General features: G+C 71.9%; 17 protein-coding genes. 7 read left to right on the forward strand and 10 right to left on the reverse strand.

Translation table 11 applies throughout. The features are described from left to right. The first annotated feature begins 188 nt into the window (after positions 1-188). Positions 189-2,639, forward strand: a complete 2,451-nt coding sequence (gene gyrB, locus JNL41_RS17090; RefSeq protein ID WP_293477048.1) for a DNA topoisomerase (ATP-hydrolyzing) subunit B — start codon at positions 189-191, stop codon at positions 2,637-2,639. A gap of 27 nt (positions 2,640-2,666) precedes the next feature. On the opposite strand, the gene recQ is transcribed toward gyrB, so the two are convergent. Both recQ and JNL41_RS17100 read right to left on the reverse strand, forming a co-directional pair. After that, complete coding sequence (recQ, locus tag JNL41_RS17095) at positions 2,667-4,535, reverse strand: DNA helicase RecQ (RefSeq protein WP_293477050.1); 1,869 nt, start codon at positions 4,533-4,535, stop codon at positions 2,667-2,669. Between the two features lie 98 nt (positions 4,536-4,633). Beyond that, positions 4,634-6,112 (reverse strand): ADP-ribosylglycohydrolase family protein, encoded by a 1,479-nt coding sequence (locus JNL41_RS17100; protein WP_293477052.1) that lies wholly within the window; start codon positions 6,110-6,112, stop codon positions 4,634-4,636. Between the two features lie 91 nt (positions 6,113-6,203). Here JNL41_RS17100 and JNL41_RS17105 point away from each other — a divergent pair, with 91 nt between their 5' ends. After that, on the forward strand, positions 6,204-6,842 hold the full coding sequence (locus JNL41_RS17105) for an NUDIX domain-containing protein (protein ID WP_293477054.1): 639 nt from the start codon (positions 6,204-6,206) through the stop codon (positions 6,840-6,842). A gap of 38 nt (positions 6,843-6,880) precedes the next feature. On the opposite strand, the gene JNL41_RS17110 is transcribed toward JNL41_RS17105, so the two are convergent. From JNL41_RS17110 to JNL41_RS17120, 3 genes are read right to left on the reverse strand one after another with little or no spacing between them, the layout of a single operon-like run. Continuing rightward, positions 6,881-7,636 (reverse strand): enoyl-CoA hydratase/isomerase family protein, encoded by a 756-nt coding sequence (locus JNL41_RS17110; protein ID WP_293477056.1) that lies wholly within the window; start codon positions 7,634-7,636, stop codon positions 6,881-6,883. Beyond that, a complete protein-coding gene (locus JNL41_RS17115; protein WP_293477058.1) occupies positions 7,633-8,673 on the reverse strand; it encodes a TauD/TfdA family dioxygenase in 1,041 nt (346 codons plus the stop codon). Before JNL41_RS17115 ends, JNL41_RS17110 begins: the two co-directional genes overlap by 4 nt. 9 nt (positions 8,674-8,682) lie before the next feature. Continuing rightward, on the reverse strand, positions 8,683-10,434 hold the full coding sequence (locus tag JNL41_RS17120) for an amidohydrolase family protein (RefSeq protein WP_293477060.1): 1,752 nt from the start codon (positions 10,432-10,434) through the stop codon (positions 8,683-8,685). 183 nt (positions 10,435-10,617) lie between these two features. Here JNL41_RS17120 and JNL41_RS17125 point away from each other — a divergent pair, with 183 nt between their 5' ends. Beyond that, positions 10,618-10,740, forward strand: coding sequence for a hypothetical protein (locus tag JNL41_RS17125; protein ID WP_293477062.1), 123 nt, complete (start codon positions 10,618-10,620; stop codon positions 10,738-10,740). Positions 10,741-10,748: 8 nt separating this feature from the next. Here JNL41_RS17125 and JNL41_RS17130 read toward each other — a convergent pair whose 3' ends face one another. Beyond that, positions 10,749-11,180: an ion channel gene (locus JNL41_RS17130; protein WP_293477064.1), complete on the reverse strand. Its 432-nt coding sequence runs from the start codon at positions 11,178-11,180 to the stop codon at positions 10,749-10,751. After that, positions 11,177-11,641 carry a hypothetical protein gene (locus JNL41_RS17135; protein ID WP_293477066.1) on the reverse strand — a complete coding sequence of 155 codons (465 nt, stop codon included), beginning with the start codon at positions 11,639-11,641 and terminating at the stop codon, positions 11,177-11,179. Before JNL41_RS17135 ends, JNL41_RS17130 begins: the two co-directional genes overlap by 4 nt. A 34-nt stretch (positions 11,642-11,675) precedes the next feature. Between JNL41_RS17135 and JNL41_RS17140 the strand changes: the two genes are divergently transcribed. The 3 genes from JNL41_RS17140 (at position 11,676) to vsr (ending at position 14,411) form a co-directional block, all read left to right on the forward strand. After that, positions 11,676-12,818, forward strand: coding sequence for a DNA cytosine methyltransferase (locus tag JNL41_RS17140; protein ID WP_293477068.1), 1,143 nt, complete (start codon positions 11,676-11,678; stop codon positions 12,816-12,818). Positions 12,819-12,951: 133 nt separating this feature from the next. Then, positions 12,952-13,938: a cysteine synthase A gene (cysK, locus tag JNL41_RS17145; protein ID WP_293477070.1), complete on the forward strand. Its 987-nt coding sequence runs from the start codon at positions 12,952-12,954 to the stop codon at positions 13,936-13,938. Beyond that, positions 13,935-14,411: a DNA mismatch endonuclease Vsr gene (gene vsr / locus JNL41_RS17150; protein WP_293477072.1), complete on the forward strand. Its 477-nt coding sequence runs from the start codon at positions 13,935-13,937 to the stop codon at positions 14,409-14,411. Before cysK ends, vsr begins: the two co-directional genes overlap by 4 nt. A 68-nt stretch (positions 14,412-14,479) precedes the next feature. On the opposite strand, the gene JNL41_RS17155 is transcribed toward vsr, so the two are convergent. The 3 genes from JNL41_RS17155 to JNL41_RS17165 all read right to left on the reverse strand — a co-directional run bounded on the left by JNL41_RS17155 (position 14,480) and on the right by JNL41_RS17165 (position 17,381). Further along, on the reverse strand, positions 14,480-14,950 hold the full coding sequence (locus JNL41_RS17155) for an OsmC family protein (RefSeq protein ID WP_293477074.1): 471 nt from the start codon (positions 14,948-14,950) through the stop codon (positions 14,480-14,482). A 15-nt stretch (positions 14,951-14,965) separates the two neighbouring features. Further along, complete coding sequence (locus JNL41_RS17160) at positions 14,966-16,750, reverse strand: acyl-CoA dehydrogenase C-terminal domain-containing protein (protein ID WP_293477076.1); 1,785 nt, start codon at positions 16,748-16,750, stop codon at positions 14,966-14,968. Between the two features lie 163 nt (positions 16,751-16,913). Continuing rightward, the gene (locus tag JNL41_RS17165) at positions 16,914-17,381 is read right to left on the reverse strand and encodes a MerR family DNA-binding transcriptional regulator (protein ID WP_293477078.1); all 468 of its coding nucleotides are present in this window, start codon (positions 17,379-17,381) and stop codon (positions 16,914-16,916) included. Positions 17,382-17,586: 205 nt separating this feature from the next. Between JNL41_RS17165 and JNL41_RS17170 the strand changes: the two genes are divergently transcribed. Then, positions 17,587-20,016, forward strand: a complete 2,430-nt coding sequence (locus JNL41_RS17170) for a zinc-dependent metalloprotease (protein WP_293477080.1) — start codon at positions 17,587-17,589, stop codon at positions 20,014-20,016. The last annotated feature ends 229 nt before the right edge of the window (positions 20,017-20,245 follow it).

Consider the following 20,245-nt stretch of genomic DNA (forward strand, 5'->3'; position numbering starts at 1 on the left):
CTCGCGCGCGTACACGCGTACGCGGGAGGTGCATAAGGCCGCGCGAACCCCTATATTCGGAAACGAGAATCGGTCGCGGAACGACCGTCGGCGGCGCTCCCTCGATCCACCGGGCGGCGCCTTCACCCCCTTCGAGGTCGGGACCTGCGTCCAGGCGGACGCTCCAGCCCGATTCAACCGGACCCGTGATGAGCGAAGACAACGAGATTCCCGAAGGCCAAGATCCCCAGGCCAACGGGGGCGACGGCGCGGCCGAGTACGGCGCGGACTCGATCAAGGTGCTGAAGGGCCTGGACGCGGTGCGCAAGCGGCCGGGCATGTACATCGGCGACACCGACGACGGCTCGGGCCTGCACCACATGGTCTACGAGGTGGTGGACAACGCCATCGACGAGGCGCTGGCCGACTACGCCACCCGCGTCGAGGTGATCCTGAACGCCGACGGCTCCTGCACCGTCACGGACGACGGCCGCGGAATCCCCACCGACATCCACGAGGGCGAGGGCGTCTCTGCGGCCGAGGTCATCATGACCCAGCTCCACGCCGGCGGGAAATTCGACCAGAACAGCTACAAGGTCTCGGGCGGCCTGCACGGCGTGGGCGTGTCGGTGGTGAACGCGCTCTCCGAGTTCCTGAAGCTGAAGATCCATCGGAACGGCGACGTCCACGAGATGGAGTTCCGGCACGGCGACGCGGTGTCGCCGCTGGTCGTCACCGGCAAGTCGCCGATGCGCGAGAACGGCCAGCCGCTCACCGGCACCGAGGTGACGTTCCTGCCCTCGCTGAGCACCTTCAAGTTCATCGACTTCGACCTGAAGACGCTGGAGCACCGCCTGCGCGAGCTCGCTTTCCTGAACTCGGGCGTGACCATCTGGCTGAAGGACCACCGCGGCGCCGAGCCGTTCGAGGAGGTCATGAGCTACGAGGGCGGCATCGAGGCGTTCGTGCGCCACCTCGACAAGGCCAAGACCCCGCTCATCAAGACGCCGATCGTGGTGAGGGGGCGCAAGGACACCGTCGAGCTGGACCTGTCGCTCTGGTGGAACGACGGCTACCACGAGAACGTCCTGTGCTTCACGAACAACATCCCGCAGCGGGACGGCGGCACGCACCTGGCGGCGTTCCGCTCGGCGCTGACCCGGATCATCACCGGCTATGCGGAGAGTTCGGGCGCGGCGAAGCGCGAGAAGGTCTCGGTGTCGGGCGAGGACGCGCGCGAGGGCCTCACCTGCGTGCTGTCGGTGAAGGTGCCCGACCCCAAATTCTCGTCGCAGACGAAGGACAAGCTGGTCAGTTCGGAAGTGCGCCCGGCGGTGGAGAACCTCGTCGGCGAGGGCCTCGCCACCTGGTTCGAGGAGCACCCGAACGAAGCCCGGATGATCGTGCAGAAGATCGCCGAGGCGGCGGCGGCGCGCGAAGCCGCCCGCAAGGCCCGGGAACTGACCCGGCGCAAGTCGGCGCTCGACATCACCTCGCTGCCCGGCAAGCTCGCCGACTGCTCCGAGAAGGACCCGGCCAAGTCCGAAATCTTCCTGGTCGAGGGCGACTCGGCCGGCGGCTCGGCCAAGCAGGCGCGCAACCGCGAGAACCAGGCGATCCTGCCGCTGCGCGGCAAGATCCTGAACGTCGAGCGCGCGCGGTTCGACAAGATGCTGTCGTCCGAGCAGGTGGGCACGCTGATCACGGCGCTGGGCGCGGGTATCGGCCGCGACGACTTCAACATCGAGAAGCTGCGCTACCACAAGATCGTCATCATGACGGACGCCGACGTCGACGGCGCCCACATCCGCACGCTGCTGCTCACCTTCTTCTACCGGCAGATGCCGGAGGTGATCGACAAGGGCTACCTCTATATCGCCCAGCCGCCGCTCTATAAGGCGAGCAAGGGCAAGTCGGTGCGCTACCTGAAGGACGACGCCGAGCTCGAGGTCTACCTGATCGACGAAGGCACGGATTCGGCCACGCTGGACCTCGCCAACGGCGAGCGGCTGACGGGCGCGGACCTGCTGGCGCTGGTCCGCGAGGCCCGCGGCGCCAAGGCCAACATCGAGCGGCTCGCCACCCGCGCCCCGGCCTTCGCCATCGAGCAGGCGGCGCTGGCCGGCCTGCTGGGCAACGCCGAGGACGTGGCGGTCGCGGCCGGGCGGCTGGACCTCTACGCCGAGGAAGGCGACGGAGCCTGGTCGGGCGAGCCGGCGGCCGGCGGCGGCTACGCCTTCAGCCGCGTGAAGCGGGGCGTTTCCGAGAAGCTGGTGCTGGACGACCTCCTGCTGCACGCCGCCGACGCGCGGCGCCTGGCCGAGCGCGCCGCGAAGATGAGCGAGACCTTCTCGGGCGTGGCGACCTTCACCCGCAAGGACCGCACGGCCAAGGTGCGCGGCCCGCTCGACCTGGTGAACGCCGTGATGGACAACGGCCGCCGCGGCCTCTCGGTCCAGCGCTACAAGGGCCTGGGCGAGATGAACGCCGAGCAGTTGTGGGAGACCACGCTGGACGTCGAGGCCCGCACCCTGCTGCAGGTGAGGGTGAACCACGCCGACGACGCCGACGACATGTTCACCCGCCTCATGGGCGACCTCGTGGAGCCGCGGCGCGACTTCATCCAGGAGAATGCGCTCGATGCCGAGGTGGACGTCTAGGCGGGGTTGCGCCTGCGGGGAAGTCGGTCAGCCGGCGAAGGACCCCACAACCTCCAGCACCGCCTCGCCGTAATGGGCGAGCTTGGCCTCGCCGACGCCGTTGAGGCGGGCGAGCGCCGCGCGGCCGCCGGGCCTGGCGGCGGCGATCTCGGCCAGGGTGCGGTCGTGGAAGATGACGTAGGGGGGCACGTGCTGGGCCTTCGCCTCGGCCGCACGCCAGGCCCGCAGCGCCTCGAACAGCGGCTGGTCGGACGCGGCGACCGCCATGGCCTCGCGGCCCTTGCGTCCGCTCTTGCCGCCGCGCGCGGCCTTCTCGCCCTCGGGATGCCTGCGCATCGCCACCGTCCGCTCGCCGCGGAAGACGGCGCGCACGGCCTCGGGGTCGCCCAGGCCCACCAGCGGGCGACCGTCGTTGGGATCCTCGCGCAGCAGCCCCTCGAACAGGAGCTGTTCGGTCAGGTCCTTCCACTGCGACGCAGAGAGCTCCTGGCCGATGCCCCAGGTCGACAGGCCCTGCTCCCAGTCGCTGGGGTCCTTGGTCTTGCCCAGCAGGTGGTCGACCACCCGGCCGCGGCCGAAGCGGCCGCCCAGCCGGTGGACGGCCGAGAGCGCCTTCTGCGCGGCCTGGGTGGCGTCGGCGGTCTCGACCGTCCCGAGGCAGAGGTCGCACTGGCCGCAGGGCTCGACGCCCTCCTCGCCGAAGTAGCGCCGCACCGTGGCGGCGCGGCAGCCGGCGCCGTCCAGCAGGGCATAGAGCTGGCGCACCTTGCGCGCCTGGACCTGCTTGGCCGCCTCGTCCATGTCGCGTTCGGCGACGCGTTTCAGCGCCCAGGCCATGTCGGCGGCGCCGTAGAGGGTGATGCCTTCGGCCGGCTCGCCGTCGCGACCGGCGCGGCCGATCTCCTGCCAGTAGGCCTCGATGGACGACGGCGGATCGGCGTGGATCACGAAGCGGACGTCGGGCTTGTCGACCCCCATGCCGAAGGCGATGGTCGCCACCATCACCGCATGGTCGGCCTCGAGGAACGCCTCCAGCCGCGTCTCGCGCAGCCGCTTGTCGAGGCCGGCGTGGTAGGCGACGGCCGGCACGCCGGCGCCGCGCAGGGCTTCGGCCAGCTTCTCGGTCTTGTCGCGGGATCCGGCATAGACCACGCCCGAGCGGCCCGGCCGCGCGGCGACGAGGTCGATCACCCGCTTCTCCGCGCCGCCCCGCTTGCGCTCGGCCGACAGGATCAGCTCGGGCCGCGCGAAGCTGGCCACGAACTCGGCGGATTCGGTCAGGCGCAGTTCGGCGCGGATGTCCTCGCGGGTCCGGGCGTCGGCGGTGGCGGTGACGGCCAGGCGCGGGACGCCCGGGAACAGGTCCGCCAGCCGGCCCAGCATCCGGTACTCGGGCCGGAAGTCATGGCCCCACTGGCTGACGCAGTGGGCTTCGTCGATGGCGATGAGCGCCAGCGGGATGCGGCCGAGGCGGTCCAGCATCCAGGGCTGCATCAGCCCCTCCGGCGAGACGTAGAGGACGTCGAGTTCGCCCGCCTCGATCCGCCGCCAGGTCTCGGCCCTGGCCTCGGGCTCGATGTTGCTGTCCAGGCGCGCGGCCGCGACGCCCGACTGGACCAGGGCCGCGACCTGGTCGGTCATCAGCGCGATCAGCGGCGAGACCACCAGGCCCAGGCCGGGCCGCATCAGGCTGGGGATCTGGTAGCAGAGGCTCTTGCCGCCGCCGGTGGGCAGCACCGCCAGCGCGTTGCGGCCCCCCACCACCTCGGCGATCACCTCGGCCTGCAGCCCGCGGAAGTCGTCGTGGCCGAAGACCCGGCGCAGGACGTCGCGGGCCGCGCGAAGGGGGGCGGCGTCCGTCGGACGGGCTTCGGCCTCGGCGAGAGCGGCGCGCATCGGGCCTGTATGACGTGGCTCGCGCGGGAGCGCCAGCGCACGTTCCGGTTTTGGTCCCGGCGTTCTCCGCGCTTTCCTGTGGACGGCCGGACGGATCGTCAGACCGGCGCGAGCACCCTTTGCGGCGCGGGCGCGGCCTCGCGGGCGGCGTGGGCGAGCAGGCGGCCGGCGACGTCGCCCAGCGCCTCCAGCACGTCGAGGCGCTGGACCCAGGCGTGCGGGGTCACGTCGACGCCGTACAGGACGCCCCAGATCTGGCCGGCGATCGCGGCGGTGGTGTCGCTGTCGCCGTCGTGCTCGGCGGCGAAGCGGACGGCCTCCTCGAAGCTGTCGGCGCGCAGGGCGGCGTAGAGGCCGATGGCCAGCGCCTCGTCCCCGCTCCAGCCCTCGCCCAGCACGGCGACGGCGTCTTCGACCGCGATGCCCTCGCAGGCGGCGAGCCGGCGCGCGTCGCGCACCATGGTCAGCACGTCGCCGCCGTCGGCCACGCCGGCGAGGCGCGCTTCCATGCGGTCGAGGGCGGTGGTCATCGGCGTTTCGTCGAGGAGGTCGCGCAGCAGGCCGGCGAGCGCGGCGGCGCTGAGGCGGCCGCCGGCATGGCCGTGGGTGAGGGCGGCGACCTCGTGGGCCAAGTGGAACGCCGCGTCGGCGTCGATGGCGGGCACGAGGCCGAGCGGGGCGATGCGCATGACCGCGCCGCTGCCCTTGGAGTCGTTGGCGGGCGCGCCCAGCGTGCCGCGCGCGCCGGCGCCGAGCGCGGCCAGGCAGGTGCTCCCCGGCGAGCGCACGGCCCACAGTTCGCGGTGCTGGCTGAGTCCGGTCGCGGCCGACGTCCAGTCCTCGCGCTGGGTGCGGAACCAGGCGAGGTAGGCGTGGCGGATGCGCGCCATGATGCGGTCGCGGGACGGCGGACCGCCCAGGGCCAGCCCGCTCAGCAGGCCGTCGGCGGTGAACAGCGTCATCTGGGTGTCGTCGCTGACCACCAGGCGCGCGGGCGTCGAAAGCCCGCCTGCCGCGTGGATCCGCGCGCGCGACCGGAACTCGACGGGGTAGCCCATCGCGTCGCCCAGCGCGCCGCCGACCAGGCCGCCCAGGATGCGGCCCGCGACGTGGTGCTCCGCCAGCGGGCGGTGGGCGGGCGTCGCCTGGATGAGGGTCCGGGCCGCGGCCTCGCCGGACGACGCGCCCAACTCCGCGAGGAGTCGGGCGGCCGCCCGGCGCGCGCGCACGCCGCTCTCGTCGCAGTGGAGGAGCACCCGTCCTCCACGGCGCAGGATGGCGCGCAGCCGATGGCCCGCGTAGCTCCACAGCCGCTCGAAGCGCGCGTCGGGGGCGGCGCTCGTGCGCATGGGAACCTGGTGCCACTGGGGGGTGAGCGGCGCCAGGGTCTCCGGGAGGTCGGCGTGGCCGATCAGCCTCTGCTCGTGCGCCGACAGCAGCGTGACGATCGCGTCCGGCCGGAATGCCGCCACCGCGCCGAGGTCGTCGGCGCCGGGGCATGGGGAGACGCCGATGGCGGCGCGGCCGTGGGGAATCACGTCGATACGGAAGCGACTGACGGGACAGGCGAGAGGCATCTTGAAGGAACCCTCGTTGACAGGCGTACAGCACAACTTAGTGTGCCATTAACACTTAGCAGGGACGACTTAGTGTCGTCAATACACAAAGATGGCCTTCACCTACGCCTATCCCCACCCCGCGGTGGCGGCGGACATCGCGGTGTTCACGCTCCGGCGCGGGGCGCTGCACGTGCTGCTGATCGAGCGGGCGGGCGAGCCGTTCAAAGGCGCCTGGGCGCTGCCCGGCGGCTTCCTCCAGCCGGACGAGGAACTCGACGCCTGCGCCCGGCGCGAGCTCAGGGAGGAGACCAGCGTCGAGGCGGAGGTCCTGGTCCACTTCGGGAACTTCAGCGCGCCCGGGCGGGACCCGCGCGAGCGGGTGATCTCGGTGGCCTACCTGGCGCTGCTGGCGTCGGACGAACTGCGGCTGGCGGCCGACACCGATGCGGCGCAGGCGCAGTGGTTCGCGCTGGACGCCCTGCCCGAGCTGGCGTTCGACCATGCGACGATCCTGCAACGCGCCCTGGCGGCGCTCGGCGCGCGGGCGCGGGAGGTCCAGCCGCTGTTCGCGCTCCTGCCGCCGCGCTTCACGCTGAGCCAGTTGCAGGGGGCCTACGAGGCGGTGATCGGCGAAGAGGTCGAGAAGCGGAACTTCCGCAAGATGGTGGCGACCCTGGCCTGCGTGCGCGAGACCGAGGACTTCGTCCACGGCGCCCACCGCCCGGCGCGGCTGTACGAGCCGGCCTAGTCTTCCTCCCGCCGCTGCCGCGCCGGGGGAGGTGGGCGCTACGCGCCCTGCTTCAACGTCTTGTTCTGGAAGCCGGCGATCCGGGCCTCCATGTCGGGGCCTCGGCCGGCGCCGCGGAAGATCTCGTGGGCCAGGCCGTCCTTCTGCGCCATGCCGTCGGTCTCCAGCAGGAGACGCTTGTTGGCGCGGTGGCTGAACCAAGAGTTGGCGAGAACCTGGCCGCACAGCTCGGCGAGGCGGCTCTCGAACTCGGCGTCGGGGACGCAGAAGTCGGCCAGACCGATCGACGCGGCTTCGGGCCCCATCACGGTGCGGCAGGTCAGCATCAGCTCGCGGGCGCGATAGGTCCCGACCCGGCGCGGCAGCCGCTGGCTCATGCCCCAGACCGGCGTCAGCGCCCACTTGGCGTGGGTGTCGGCGAAGCGCGCGCCCTCGGCGGCGAAGACGATGTCGCCGCTCAGCGCCAGCTCCAGCCCGCCCGTGTAGCAGTGGCCGTGGACGGCGGTGATCACCGGCTGCGGCAGGTCGGCCAGCCGCTCGATCACCTTCGACTGGAAGAACGGCTCCGGCAGCTTCTCGCCGGCGGCGATGTCGGAAAGGTCGTGGCCGGCCGAGAAGCAGCGGCCGGCGCCCTTGAGCACCACCAGGCCCACCTTGTCGGTCTCGCCGGCGATCCTGCGGACGTGGGCGTCGAGCTCGCCGAACAGCGCGACGGTGAGCGCGTTCAGCTTGTCGGGCCGGTTCAGGGTCAGGATCGCCGCGCCGTCGCGGTCTTCGCGGAGAACCAGGCTCATTTGGCGTCCATGCGGCTGATGGTGAGGTTTTTCGCCCAGTGGGTCCCCATGCGGTTCACGAACTGCGCCGGCCGCGCCTCCAGCACCTCGGTCTCGAGCCACAGGCGCTTCAGGTGGCGGATCTTGCCGGCGGCGCGGTCGTCCTCGTAGGGCGTGCGGCCGTGCAGGACGTGGAAGTTGTTGATGAACTGCATGTCGCCCGGCTGGAAGTCCATGATCACCGAGTACTCGCCGCCCTCGGCCATGTCCTGCATCCAGGCCAGCGCCTCGACCGCCGCGGGCGTCAGGCGCGGGGCGTCCTCGTGCCGCTGCGAGGCCAGCACGTAGGGCCGGATCAGGCGGATGAAGAGCCGCCCGTTCAGCTCGGTGAAGATCGGCATCGGATACCAGCCCGGCCGCCCCGGCGGCTGCTCGCCGCGGTAGTCGAACGGCTGGGGCTTGTAGAGTTCGGCCGCGAGGTCGGGGCGCTCGCGGACCAGCCGGTTGTGCAGGGCGACCGAGTTGCAGACGGCCGACAGCCCGCCCGAGACGCCCGTCTGCAGGCACATCAGGCCCACGAGGTCGCTGCCGTCGCAGTGGAAGTCGAGGCCGACGAGGCCGATCTCGTTGCCGCGCACGGTCGGATCGCCCGACTGCTTGCCGTGGTCGGTCACGTCGCCCAGCAGGTGGCCCTTGGCGTTCTGCGGCCAGGGCCGGCCCAGGTGCATGCCGAGTCCCCAGTAGGCCAGGCACATCTGGTCGTTGGTCCAGCGCTCGCGCGGGAGGCCGCGGATCAGCACGAAGCCGCGCCCTTCGATCAGCTCGCGCTCGATCTCCTTCAGCCGGGCGCCCAGCGTCGGCAACGGGAACTGCGCCCTGCCGATCTCCATGAAGTTGTCGGAGCGCGCCGCGGCGTGGGCGACGGCGGCCTCCAGCTCGTCCACCTCGGCGGGCGACAGGCGCTCGGTCCAGCGGGCGGGATCGGCCACGTCCTTCGCCGTCCACTCGCACGACGCTTCCAGGACCTGGGGCCGGAACTCCGGGGCTATCGCGTTCATCGCCGCCTCCTATTCCGCCGCCAGCCGCGTCGGCGCCGCCTGGGCGCCGCGCAGCAGCCGGCCGGGCAGGGCGCCCGTGGGTTCGCCGTCGCGGTAGGTGACGTCGCCGGCCACGATGGTCGCCGTATAGCCGTCGGCGCGCTGGATCAGGCGCCGCCCGCCGGTCGGCAGATCGTAGGCCACGCTGGGCGCCTTCAGCTTCAGGCGCGCGTAGTCGATGACGTTGAGGTCGGCGCGGAAGCCCGGCTGGACCAGCCCCCGGTCGAACAGGCCGACCGTCTCGGCGGTGTCGCGGCACTGGGCCTTGATCATCCGCTCGAGCGTCAGCGTCGGGCCGCGGGCGCGGTCGCGCGTCCAGTGGACGAGGTTCGTGGTCGGGAAGCTGCCGTCGCAGATCATGCCGACGTGGGCCCCGCCGTCGGAGAGGCCCGGCACCACGCAGTCGTGGCCCAGCATGGTCCAGACGTGGTCGAGGTTGTCGTTCGCGTAGTTCAGCAGCGGCAGGTAGAGCAGGCCGCGTCCGCCGCCCGGGCCGCCGTCCAGCATGTGGTCCAGCGCGATCTCGTGCGGCGCCTTGCCGGTCTTCTGCGCGATGGCGGCGATGGAGTGGTCGGGCGTGGGTTCGTAGTCGGGACTGTCCTCGCCCAGCAGGTAGAAGCGCTCCCACGAGCGCATCGGCGAGGCGCCGGCGGCCTGCCGCGAGGCGGCCTCCTCGGCCAGCAACTGCGCGCGGAAGCCGGGGTCGCGGAGCCGCGCCACGCGCTCGGCGAGCGGCAGGTCCTTGATCGTCCGGTAACTGGGGTGGCTGATGAACGGGTTCACCGTCAGCTCCAGCCCGAACAGCACGCCCACCGGCCGCGTGGCCACCTGGGCGCGGATCTGCTGGCCGGCGGCCTTGGCCTTGCTCATCTGCTCCAGCATGTACTTCCACTGGTCGGGATGGCGCGGGCTCTGCAGCAGGCTGAACGACAGCGGCCGGCCCGACCGCTCGACGATCCGCCGCAGCATGGCGAACTCCTCGACCGGGTCGTTGAAGTCGCTGACGACCTGCAGCACGCCCTTGCCCGCCGCGGCCATCCCCATGGCGATGCCGGTGAGCTCGTCCTCGCCGGCCGTCAGGGTCGCGATGGGCGAGCCGTCGGAGCTGCGGTGGTTCAGCGTGCGCGAGGTGCCGAAGCCGATGGCGCCGGCCTCCATCGCCCGCCGGGCGATCGCGGCCATGGCGGCGATGTCGGCCTCGGTCGCGGGCTCGCGGTCGACGCCGCGCTGGCCCATCACGTAGACGCGCAGCGCCGCGTGCGGCAACTGGCTGCCGACGTCGACGTCGAACGACCGCTCGCCCAGCCGGTCGAGGTATTCGGGATAGCTCTCCCAGTTCCACGGCAGGCCGTCGGCCAGCACCGGGAACGGGATGTCCTCCACGCCCTCCATCAGGCGGATCAGCAGGTCGTGGTCGTCGCTGCGGCAGGGGGCGAAGCCGACCCCGCAGTTGCCCATGACCACCGTGGTGACGCCATGCCAGGACGAAGGCTGCAGCCGCTGGTCCCAGGTGGCCTGGCCGTCGTAGTGGGTGTGGATGTCGACGAAGCCGGGGGTGACGATCTGGCCGCGGGCGTCGATCTCCTCGGCGCCCGTCCCCGCGATCCTGCCGACCGCGGCGACGACGCCGTCCCTGACCGCCACGTCGGCCTCGAAGGCCGCGCCGCCCGTGCCGTCCACGACCGTGCCGCCGCGCACGACCAGGTCGAAAGCCTTTTCCATGCGCCGGACTCCCTGTGCTGCGGCGCCTTGCCGGCGCGCTCGCATATCGTGTTTTCCGCATTGTGCCGCCCTTGCCTCGGGGCAGGTCAAGCGGGAACCGCACGCGCGCCCCGCGCATTCCGAGCCCCCGAAGGGCGCCCGACCGTTCGGCGCCGAGAGGAGCCTCCCGCAGGAGGACGCGAGATGAACCTGAAGACCGTCATCGCCGTGATGCTGGCCGCGGCCGTCACCGCCGGCTTCGCCATGCCGAAGGGCGAGCGCACCGACCGGCCGAGCCAGGTCTCGATGCTGGAGATCGGCGACTGATTAGCGTCTTAGCGCCGCCGCACCATCAGGCGTGTGATCACCGCCACGAAGAACGCCGTGGACCAGCCCATCAGCAGTACGCCGTTGATCCCCTCGATGCCGCCCAGCAGGCGCCACGAGTCGTCGATCTCGGCGTCGCTGTAGCCGATCGCGCCGTAGGTGGTGGTCGAGAAATAGACCGCGCTGCGGAAGTCCGGGACGGCGCCCAGCATGTGGAAGAGCGCGGCGTAGAGGCAGATCTCCACCGCGTGCAGCACGAACAGCCCGAGCACCAGCCCGATCGTCAGGCCGACGCCGCGCAGCGACACGAGGCTGAGCGAGGCGCCCTCGGCATCGAGGTGCTCGAGCTTCAGCATGGCGCCCAGCAACGCCAGCCCGAATCCGTGGATCACCACGGTCAGCACGACCATGGCGCCCGCCACCAGGAGTTCGAGCATCATGGGCGGGCGGCGCCTTCGCGGGGCAGTTCGGCGGTCCTGGCCGCACAGCCGCGCAGGCTCTCGTTCATCATCACGACCTCGGCGCTCATCGGATAGCGCGCGTCGCTCATGCCGTCGGAGCAGTCGCTCGCGTAGAGCGTCACGGTGATCTGCCGGCCGTCGGCGGTCCTCGCGACCCAGACGGCGCGGCCGTTGTCGATCGCCGCGCCAGGGGCCTCGGCCGTGAGGTCCGGGTGGTCGGGCCGCTTCAGGGTCAGCTTCGTCCCGGCCTCGATGGTCAGCGCCCAGAACGGCTCGGTCCCGCGCGCGGTGATCGGCTGGCCGATGTCGATGGCGGCCGCCGGCTTCGGCGCGTCGGCGGGCGGCGGGGCCGGCTTGCCGTCCGGATCCTGCGGCTGGCAGGCGGCGAGCAGGAGCGCGGCGAGGGCGGCGGCCAGGGCGGGCGAAGCGGCGGTCTTCATCCGCGGGATTTTGCGGCAAATCACGCTAGCGTCCATGGCCGTGGCCGCGACGCGCACCTTCTACGAGTTCTTCGCCGGCGGCGGCATGGCCCGGCTGGGCCTGGGCGAGCGCTGGACGTGCGCCTTCGCCAACGACTTCGACCCGGTCAAGGCCGCCACCTACCGCGCCAACTTCGCCGATGCGCCCGCGCACTTTCGCCAGGGCGACGTCTGGGCGCTGGCGGCCGGCGATCTGGCGGGCCGCGCCGACCTCGCCTGGGCGTCGAGCCCCTGCCAGGACTTCAGCCTCGCCGGGGCGCGGGCCGGCCTGCAGGGCGGGCGCTCGTCGGCCTTCTTCGGTTTCTGGCGGCTGATGGAGGCGCTGGACGACGCGGGCCGCGCGCCGCGCATCATCGTCATCGAGAACGTCGTGGGCCTGCTCACCTCGCACGGCGGCGCCGACTTCGCGGCGCTGGGCGCGGCGCTCGCGGCGCGCGGCTATCGGTTCGGCGCGCTGGAGATCGACGCGGCGAGCCGGCTGCCGCAGTCCCGGCCGCGCGTGTTCGTGGTGGCGGCGCGCCACGTCCCGCCGCAGCTTGCCGGCGAGAGCCCGTTCCACACCCGCGCCGTGCGGGCCGCCCACGCGGCGCTGCCGGCGGACGTCGCCCGCCACTGGGTCTGGTGGCGGGTGAGCGCGCCGCCGCCCCGCAACAGCGACCTCGCCTCGGTGCTGGAGCCCGACGGCGCCGTGCGCTGGCACACGCCGGCCCAGACCGCGCGGCTGCTGGAGCTGATGGGGCCGCTGCACCGCGCCCGCCTCGACGCCGTGGCCGGTCGCGCGGTCGGCGCCGTCTTCCGACGCACCCGGAACGAGGACGGCCGCCGCGTGCAGCGCGCCGAGGTGCGGTTCGACGGCCTCGCCGGGTGCCTGCGCACGCCGCGCGGGGGCTCCTCGCGCCAGGCCGTCGTGGTGGTCGACGCCGGCCGCGTCCGCTCCCGCCTGCTCACCGCCCGCGAGGCCGCGCGCCTGATGGGCCTGCCCGAGCGCTACGTCCTGCCGAAGGCGACCACCAACGCCCTCCACGTCGCCGGCGACGGCGTGGCGGTCCCGGTGGTGCGGTGGCTGGCGCAGGAGCTGCTGGAGCCCTTGCTGGACGGGCGCCTTCCTTCCCGCAGTGGGGCGGGACAGGCCGCCTAGCGGCCAGGGTCGGGCCGTGCGGGCCGGACCCCGGCGGAGCGGGATCGCGCGGCGCCTGTCACGGGCGCTGGCGAGCCACACGAACTGGGCCTAGGGTCGCCGCCACAAGGGCAGCCGAAACCCGAGAGACCACATGGACACCGCCGACAAGGGCTATGACGCCGCGCGCTACCGCCGTTCCGGCCGGGGCAAGATCTACGACTCCGTGCTCGACCTGATCGGCGACACGCCGCTGGTGAGGCTGCCGCGGCTGACCGCCGCGCTGAAGCCGAAGGGCGAGGTGGTCGCCAAGCTCGAGTTCTTCAACCCGCTCGCCTCGGTGAAGGACCGCATCGGCGTGGCGATGATCGAGGCGCTGGAGGCCAGGGGCCTGCTCAAGCCCGGCGGCACCATCGTCGAACCCACCTCCGGCAACACCGGCATCGCGCTGGCGTTCGTGGCCGCCGCCAAGGGCTACAAGATCACCCTCGTCATGCCCGAGAGCATGTCGGTCGAGCGCCGCAAGATGCTGGTGATCCTGGGCGCCAACCTCGAGCTGACCCCGCGCGAGAAGGGCATGGTGGGCGCCGTCGCCCGCGCGAAGGAGATCGTCGAGGCCACGCCCGGCGCGGTGATGCCGCAGCAGTTCGACAACGCCGCCAACCCCCTGATCCACAAGGTCTCGACCGCCGAGGAGATCTGGAACGACACCGACGGGCGCGTCGATGCGGTCGTCTCGGGGGTCGGCACCGGCGGCACCATCACCGGCGTCGGCCAGGTGCTGAAGGCGCGCAAGCCCTCGGTGAAGATGATCGCCGTCGAGCCGCAGGCCTCGCCGGTGCTGTCGGGCGGCCCGCCCGGCCCGCACCCGATCCAGGGCATCGGCGCGGGCTTCGTGCCCTCGATCCTGGACCGCGGCGTGATGGACGAGGTGGTGCAGGTGGCCAACGACGACGCCATGCAGATGGCGCGGCGCATCGCCAGGGACGAGGGCATCCCCGTCGGCATCTCGTCGGGCGCGGCGCTGGTCGCGGCCTTCGACGTGGCCAGCCGCGACGACATGGCCGGCAAGCTGGTCGTGACCATCATCCCGAGCTTCGCCGAGCGCTACATCTCGACGGCGCTGTTCGACGGGCTGTGACCGGGCCCGCGGCAACGGACGTCTACGGGCCGGAGAAACGCTCCGCCGTCATGCGGCGGGTGAAGGGGCGCGACACCACCCCCGAACTGAAGGTGCGCCGGTTGCTGACCGCGCTCGGCGCACGCTACAGGCTGCACCGCAAGGACCTGCCGGGCTGTCCCGACATCGTCATGCCGGGCCGCCGCGTGGCGATCCTCGTGCATGGCTGCTTCTGGCACGGCCACGACTGCGCCCGCGGCGCGCGCGTGCCGCAGCAGAACCGCGACTACTGGCTGGGGAAGGTGGGTCGCAACCGGGCGCGCGACGCGAAGACCCGCGAGGCGCTCGTGGCGATGGACTGGCGGGTGGAGACCATCTGGGAGTGCGAACTCCGGGATGCGGCGGCGCTGGAGACGCGCCTGGCGACGCTGCTCGCACAGGCTCCGAAGCCGGACGGGCGGCGCCGGCCCTCAGTGCCTGACGTTTCGGCGTAGCGTGGGGAGGGGGCTTCAGACCGGGGGCCGCAACGCCGTCTTGCGCGAGCTTCCCCGGAGGGGGCGCATCAGGCCTCCGCCGGCTCCACCTCTTCCACCGTGATCTGCGTCTTCACCGAGTTGGCGATGAAGCATTCCTCGTGTGCCTCGTGGTGGAGGCGGTCGCGCTCCGCCGGGGTCGGCCGGCGGCCCTCGTAGACGATCTCGGGATGCAGGGCGACGCGGGTGACGGCCATGCGGCCCTCGGCGGTCTTCTCCATCACCCCCTCGGCGGCGTCGCGGTAGCGGGTGACGACGAAGCCGGCCAGCCGCGCGCGGTGCAGGAAGGTCAGCATGTGGCAGTCGGAGATGGAGGCGACCAGCATCTCCTCGGGGTCGACCGAGCCCTTCTGCGCCCACTTGCCCACCACATGCGGCGAGGCCGTGGCGGGGACCGCATGCTCGGCGAAGCTCACGGTGTGGCCGCGGCCGTAGCGGCCGTTCGCGAAGTCCTCGCCGGCCTTCAGGCTCCAATCGATCGTCGCGCGGAACGTCGCCATCAGAACGCCCCCACCTCAGAAAGCCTCGGCCGGCAGCTTCATCAGCAGATCGGAGCCGGTCTTCAGCTTCGCAAGCCGGCTCGCCGTCTCGGGCAGCACGCGTTCCAGGTAGTAGCGGCCGATGACCAGCTTGGTCTCATAGAACGGGTCCGTATCGCCGGCGGCGACCCTGGCCAGCGCCGCCTTGGCCTGCAACGCCCACATGTAGCCCAGCGCCGTCAGCCCGAAGAGGTGCAGGTAGTCGGTCGACGCCGCGCCCGCGTTGTCCGGATTGGCGAGCCCGTTCTGCATCAGCCACATGGTGGCCTCCTGCAACTCGCCCTTGGCCTTGCCGAGCGCCTCGGTGAACGGCTTCATCGCGGGGTCGGCCTCGCCGGCGATGAAGGCGTCCAGTTCCGCGAAGAAGCTCATCACGCCGCGCCCGCCGTCGGCGGCGAGCTTGCGCCCCACCAGATCCAGCGCCTGCACGCCGTTGGTGCCCTCGTAGATCAGCGCGATGCGCACGTCGCGAAGGTACTGGCTCACGGGGAAGTGTTCCGTGAAGCCGCTTCCCCCATGCACCTGCATGGCGTCGGAGCAGACGTCGAAGCCGCGGTCGGTCAGGAACGCCTTCACCACCGGGGTCATCAGGGCCATGTAGTCGCGGCCCTTCTGCTGCACGGCTTCGTCGGGGCTGGCGTGGCTGAGGTCGCCGTGCAGCGCGGTCCAGGCCATGAAGGCCCGGCCGCCTTCGACGATGGCGCGGGCGTCCATCAGCATCCGGCGCACGTCGGGGTGGACGATGATCGGGTCGGCGGGCCCGTCCGGGTTCTTGGGCCCGGTCAGGGAACGGCCCTGCAGGCGCTCCTTCGCGAACTCGGCGGCCGCCTGGTAGGCCGCTTCGGCCTGGGCGACCCCCTGCAGGCCGACGCCGAGGCGGGCCTCGTTCATCATCACGAACATCAGGCGCAAGCCCTGGTTCTCCTCGCCGATCAGGAAGCCGGTCGACTCCTCATGGCTGATCACGCAGGTGGCGTTGCCGTGGATGCCCATCTTCTCTTCGAGGCCCAGGCACTTGACGCTGTTGCGCTCGCCCGGATTGCCGTCGGCGTCGGGCAGGAACTTCGGCACGATGAAGAGGCTGATGCCGCGCACGCCGGCCGGGGCGCCCTCGATGCGGGCCAGCACGAGGTGGACGATGTTCTCGGTCAAGTCCTGCTCGCCGCCCGAAATCCAGATCTTCTGGCCCGAGATCCTGTAGGTCCCGTCGGCCTGCGGGACGGCCTTGGTCCGCAGCAGGCCGAGGTCGGTGCCGCAGTGCGGCTCGGTCAGGTTCATGGTGCCCGCCCACTGGAACGAGCACAGCTTGGGCAGGTACATCGCCTTCTGCTCGGGCGTGCCGCCGACGTGGATCGCCGAATAGCAGCCGTGCGTCAGGCCCGGGTACATGGAGAACGCCATGTTCGCCGAACTGCTCATTTCGGAGAAGGCGAGGTTGACGACGTGCGGCAGGCCCTGGCCGCCGTATTCGGGGTCGGATCCCAGGGCCGGCCAGCCGCCCGCCACGAGCTGGGCGTAGGCGTCCTTGAAGCCGCTCGGCGTCCTGACGGTGAAGTCCGGGCTCCAGGTGCAACCTTGCTTGTCGCCGACGCCGTTCAGCGGCGCGAGCACTTCCGAGGTGAACTTGCCCGCCTCCTCGAGGATCGCCTCGACGGTGTCCATCGAGGCGTCCGCGAACGCTGGCAGGTCGGCGTAGCGCTCGAGCTGCAGCACGTCGCGCAGCAGGAAGACGTAGTCCCGCACGGGGGCCTGGTAGGGCATGCGAACCAACCTTCTAGGAACGTCATGGCCGGGCTTGTCCCGGCCATCCATAGACACCGTTGGTCGTGATTACGCATGGCCGCTGGTTCAGGGCTAGCCCTGAAGCGTCAGCGCGTCTGGATGGCCGGGACAAGCCCGGCCATGACGTCCAGTGGAGATGCGTTTAAGCGTCCGCGCCGTCGAGCTGTCGGCGCATGGTCTGGTCGTAGGCCTCGGCGCGGGGCAGCAGGTCGGGGCGCGTGGCGGTGAGGCGCTTTTCCATGTCGGCGATGCCCGCCTCGAGCTGGGCGATGGCGTCGTCGATGTCCTTCTTCTGCTGCTCCAGGGCGACGATGCGCTCCTTGAACTTGCGCAGGCTCTTGGCGGCCTGCTGGACGCCGGATTCGTCGGCCTCGTAGAGGTCGAGGATCTCGCCGATCTCCGAGAGCGAGAGGCCCACGCGCTTGCCGCGCAGGATGAGCTGCAGCCGGGCGCGGTCCTTGTAGGAATAGACGCGGTTCATCCCGTCGCGCGCGGGGTTCAGCAGGCCCTTGTCCTCATAGAAGCGCAGGGCGCGCGGGGTGCATTTGAACTCGAGGCACAACTGGCGGATCGTATAGGTCCGCAGCGGACGACGCAGGTCCGTGGGCATATCTTGCCTCCCTCGTATTATCGTTGATAACCAACCTACGCCCCTTTCCGTTTACGTCAAGGGACGCTCGCAGCGTCAACGCATCACCCTCGCGTGAGCTTGTGGCGCCCGTTTGACAGGGCGGGCCGAATGCCCCGGCCTTGCGACTGGATGCCGTCCCGGCGCCCGGCTAGGTTGCCGCCCGGACCGTTCGGGGGATTGCACTGTGAAGCGTATCTGGTTGGCCGCCGCCGCGGGCGCGGCGCTGTCGTGGTCGCCCGCGGCCCTGGCCGCCAAGGCGCCGCCCGGGCCGCCGGAGGCGATCGCGGGGCTGAGCCGCCAGGAGGGGCTGGTCCCGGTCTATGTCGACGCCGCCAGGGGCCGGATCCTGCTGGCCCTGCCGTCGCCGGGCGCCGACGGCGTCGCGGGGCGCTACCTCTACGTCAGCGCGCTGAAGACCGGCCTGGGCTCGGCGCCCGTGGGTCTCGACCGCGCGCGGCTGGGCGATACCCAGGTGCTGGCGTTCCGCCGCGTCGGCGGGCGGGTGCTGGCCGAGTTCGAGAACCCGCGCTTCCGCGCCGCCGGCGCCCCCGCCGCCGAGCAGGCGGCCGCCCGCGAGGCGTTCGCGAGCTCGGTCGTCTGGTCGGGCAAGATCGAGCAGACGCTGCCGGACGGCGGGCTGGTGGTCGACGTCTCGTCGTTCCTGACCCGCGACGCGATCGGCGTCGCCGACGCGATGAAGCAGGCGGGGGAGCAGGGCTTCAAGCCCGTGGGCGACCTCACGATGGCCGACCCGGCGGCCGTGAAGGTGTTCCCCGAGAACGTCGAGTTCGAGGCGCTGCAGACCTTCACGTCCGATACGCCCGGGCCCGAGACCCGCAACATCGCGCCGGATCCCCGGCTGATCACCCTGACCGTGCGCCACAGCCTGGTGAAGCTGCCGGAGCCGGGCTTCGTCCCGCGCGCGTTCGACCCGCGCTCGGGCGCCTTCGACGCCCTGGTCATGGACTACGCCGCCCCCCTGGATCGCGACATCGTCCAGCGCTGGGCGCGCCGCTTCCGGCTGGAGAAGACCGACCCGTCCGCGGCGGTCTCGCCGGTGAAGAAGCCCATCGTCTTCTACGTGGACCGCGCCGCGCCCGAGCCGATCCGCACCGCGCTGCAGGAAGGGGCCCAGTGGTGGGCCAGGGCCTTCGAGGCCGCGGGCTACAAGGACGCCTACCGCGTCGAGATCATGCCGCAGGGCGCCGACCCGCTGGACGTGCGCTACAACGTCATCAACTGGGTGAACCGCGCCACCCGCGGCTGGTCCTACGGCCAGATGGTGGCCGACCCGCGGACCGGCGAGGTCGTGAAGGGCTCGGTGCTGCTGGGCTCGCTGCGCGTGCGCCAGGACATGCTGATCTTCGAGGGCCTGGTCGGCGCCGACGAGAGCGGCCGGGGCGGGCCGAACGATCCGATCCAGGTGTCGCTGGCGCGCATCCGCCAGCTCGCGGCGCACGAGGTCGGCCACAGCCTGGGCTTCGCGCACAACTTCGCGGCGTCCAGCCAGGACCGCGCCTCGGTGATGGACTATCCGGCGCCGCGCGTGAAGCTGACGAACGGCCGGATCGACCTCAGCGACGCCTACGGCGTCGGCGTCGGGGCGTGGGACCGCTTCATCGTCGACTGGCTCTACGGCGACGGCGACCCGGCGGCGAAGGCGGCCCGGGCCCAGGCCACGCTGCGCTACATCACCGACCAGGACGCCCGCGGTGTCGGCACGGGCCAGCCGCACGCCGCGATCTGGGACGACGGCGCCGATCCGGTGGCCGAGTTCGCGCGCGTGCTGGCGGTGCGCAAGGCCGCCATCGCCGCGTTCGGCCCGCAGGCCCTGCGGCCTGGCGAGGCGGCGCAGGCGCTGAAGCGCAAGTATGCGCCGATCTACCTGCTGCACCGCTATCAACTGGAAGCCGCCGCGAAGGTGCTGGGCGGCGTCGACTTCAGCTATGCGGTGAAGGGCGATCCGGCGGCCGTCGCCAGGGTCGTGCCGGCCGACCGGCAGCGCGCGGCGCTCGCGGGCCTGCTCGCGGCGCTGGCGCCGGACGTCCTCGACACGCCCGAGACGCTGATCCCGCTCCTGTCGTCGGGCCAGTCGGGCGACACGGACAGGCAGTACGCCATCGAGGTGTTCGACGGCGCGGGCGGGCCGGTGTTCGACAGCCTGGCGGCCGCCGACGTGGGCGCGGGCCTGGTGCTGGACGCCCTGCTCGCCCCGGACCGCCTGGCGCGGCTCACCGACCAGCACCGGCGCGACGCGGCCCAGCCCGGCGTGGGCGAGGTGGTCGACCGGCTGATCGCGCAGGCCTTCGCGCCGGCGCCGGGCCGGCTGGCCGAGATCGCGCGCCGCGTGCAGACGCGCACGGCCCTCGAACTGGCGGCCACCACGCGGCGCCCGGACGTCTCGCCCGCGGCCAGGGCCGAGATCGGCCAGCGGCTCGTGGACCTGTCGGCGCGCCTGAAGACCGCCCCCGGCGCAGACCCGTCGGACCGCGCGCACCGCCTGACGTTGGCCGCCTTGCTCGCCGACAAGGAGGAGCTCGCCCGCGTCCTCGCCCAGCCCAGACGCCGCCCCGAAGCGCCCCCGGGCATGCCCATCGGCTCCGACGAGGACTAGGACGCGGCAGGCCTTGGACCGGCCTAGTGTCCCGATTCCGAAGTTCGCAGGCGCCTGAGGCGAACTCAGTCGAACTTCGGAATCGATAAGGACACTAGGGAAATATCTGTTTCTAGTGTGCTTTTTGGATCTGAAGTTCGCTCGGCGCTCCGACCCGGAAGCAGGCGAACTTCAGATCCAGCACACTAGGCTGCGGCCAGTTCTCCCGCCAGCGCCCGTTCGATCAGGG

This window comes from Phenylobacterium sp. (genome assembly GCF_016793285.1).
GTDB lineage: Bacteria > Pseudomonadota > Alphaproteobacteria > Caulobacterales > Caulobacteraceae > Phenylobacterium.

Coding starts and splice junctions, on each gene's coding strand:
- gyrB (WP_293477048.1), top strand. CDS start 189: ATGAGCGAAGACAACGAGATTCCCGAAGGCCAAGATCCCCAGGCCAAC.
- recQ (WP_293477050.1), bottom strand. CDS start 4,535: ATGCGCGCCGCTCTCGCCGAGGCCGAAGCCCGTCCGACGGACGCCGCC.
- JNL41_RS17100 (WP_293477052.1), bottom strand. CDS start 6,112: ATGCCTCTCGCCTGTCCCGTCAGTCGCTTCCGTATCGACGTGATTCCC.
- JNL41_RS17105 (WP_293477054.1), top strand. CDS start 6,204: ATGGCCTTCACCTACGCCTATCCCCACCCCGCGGTGGCGGCGGACATC.
- JNL41_RS17110 (WP_293477056.1), bottom strand. CDS start 7,636: ATGAGCCTGGTTCTCCGCGAAGACCGCGACGGCGCGGCGATCCTGACC.
- JNL41_RS17115 (WP_293477058.1), bottom strand. CDS start 8,673: ATGAACGCGATAGCCCCGGAGTTCCGGCCCCAGGTCCTGGAAGCGTCG.
- JNL41_RS17120 (WP_293477060.1), bottom strand. CDS start 10,434: ATGGAAAAGGCTTTCGACCTGGTCGTGCGCGGCGGCACGGTCGTGGAC.
- JNL41_RS17125 (WP_293477062.1), top strand. CDS start 10,618: ATGAACCTGAAGACCGTCATCGCCGTGATGCTGGCCGCGGCCGTCACC.
- JNL41_RS17130 (WP_293477064.1), bottom strand. CDS start 11,180: ATGATGCTCGAACTCCTGGTGGCGGGCGCCATGGTCGTGCTGACCGTG.
- JNL41_RS17135 (WP_293477066.1), bottom strand. CDS start 11,641: ATGAAGACCGCCGCTTCGCCCGCCCTGGCCGCCGCCCTCGCCGCGCTC.
- JNL41_RS17140 (WP_293477068.1), top strand. CDS start 11,676: ATGGCCGTGGCCGCGACGCGCACCTTCTACGAGTTCTTCGCCGGCGGC.
- cysK (WP_293477070.1), top strand. CDS start 12,952: ATGGACACCGCCGACAAGGGCTATGACGCCGCGCGCTACCGCCGTTCC.
- JNL41_RS17155 (WP_293477074.1), bottom strand. CDS start 14,950: ATGGCGACGTTCCGCGCGACGATCGATTGGAGCCTGAAGGCCGGCGAG.
- JNL41_RS17160 (WP_293477076.1), bottom strand. CDS start 16,750: ATGCCCTACCAGGCCCCCGTGCGGGACTACGTCTTCCTGCTGCGCGAC.
- JNL41_RS17165 (WP_293477078.1), bottom strand. CDS start 17,381: ATGCCCACGGACCTGCGTCGTCCGCTGCGGACCTATACGATCCGCCAG.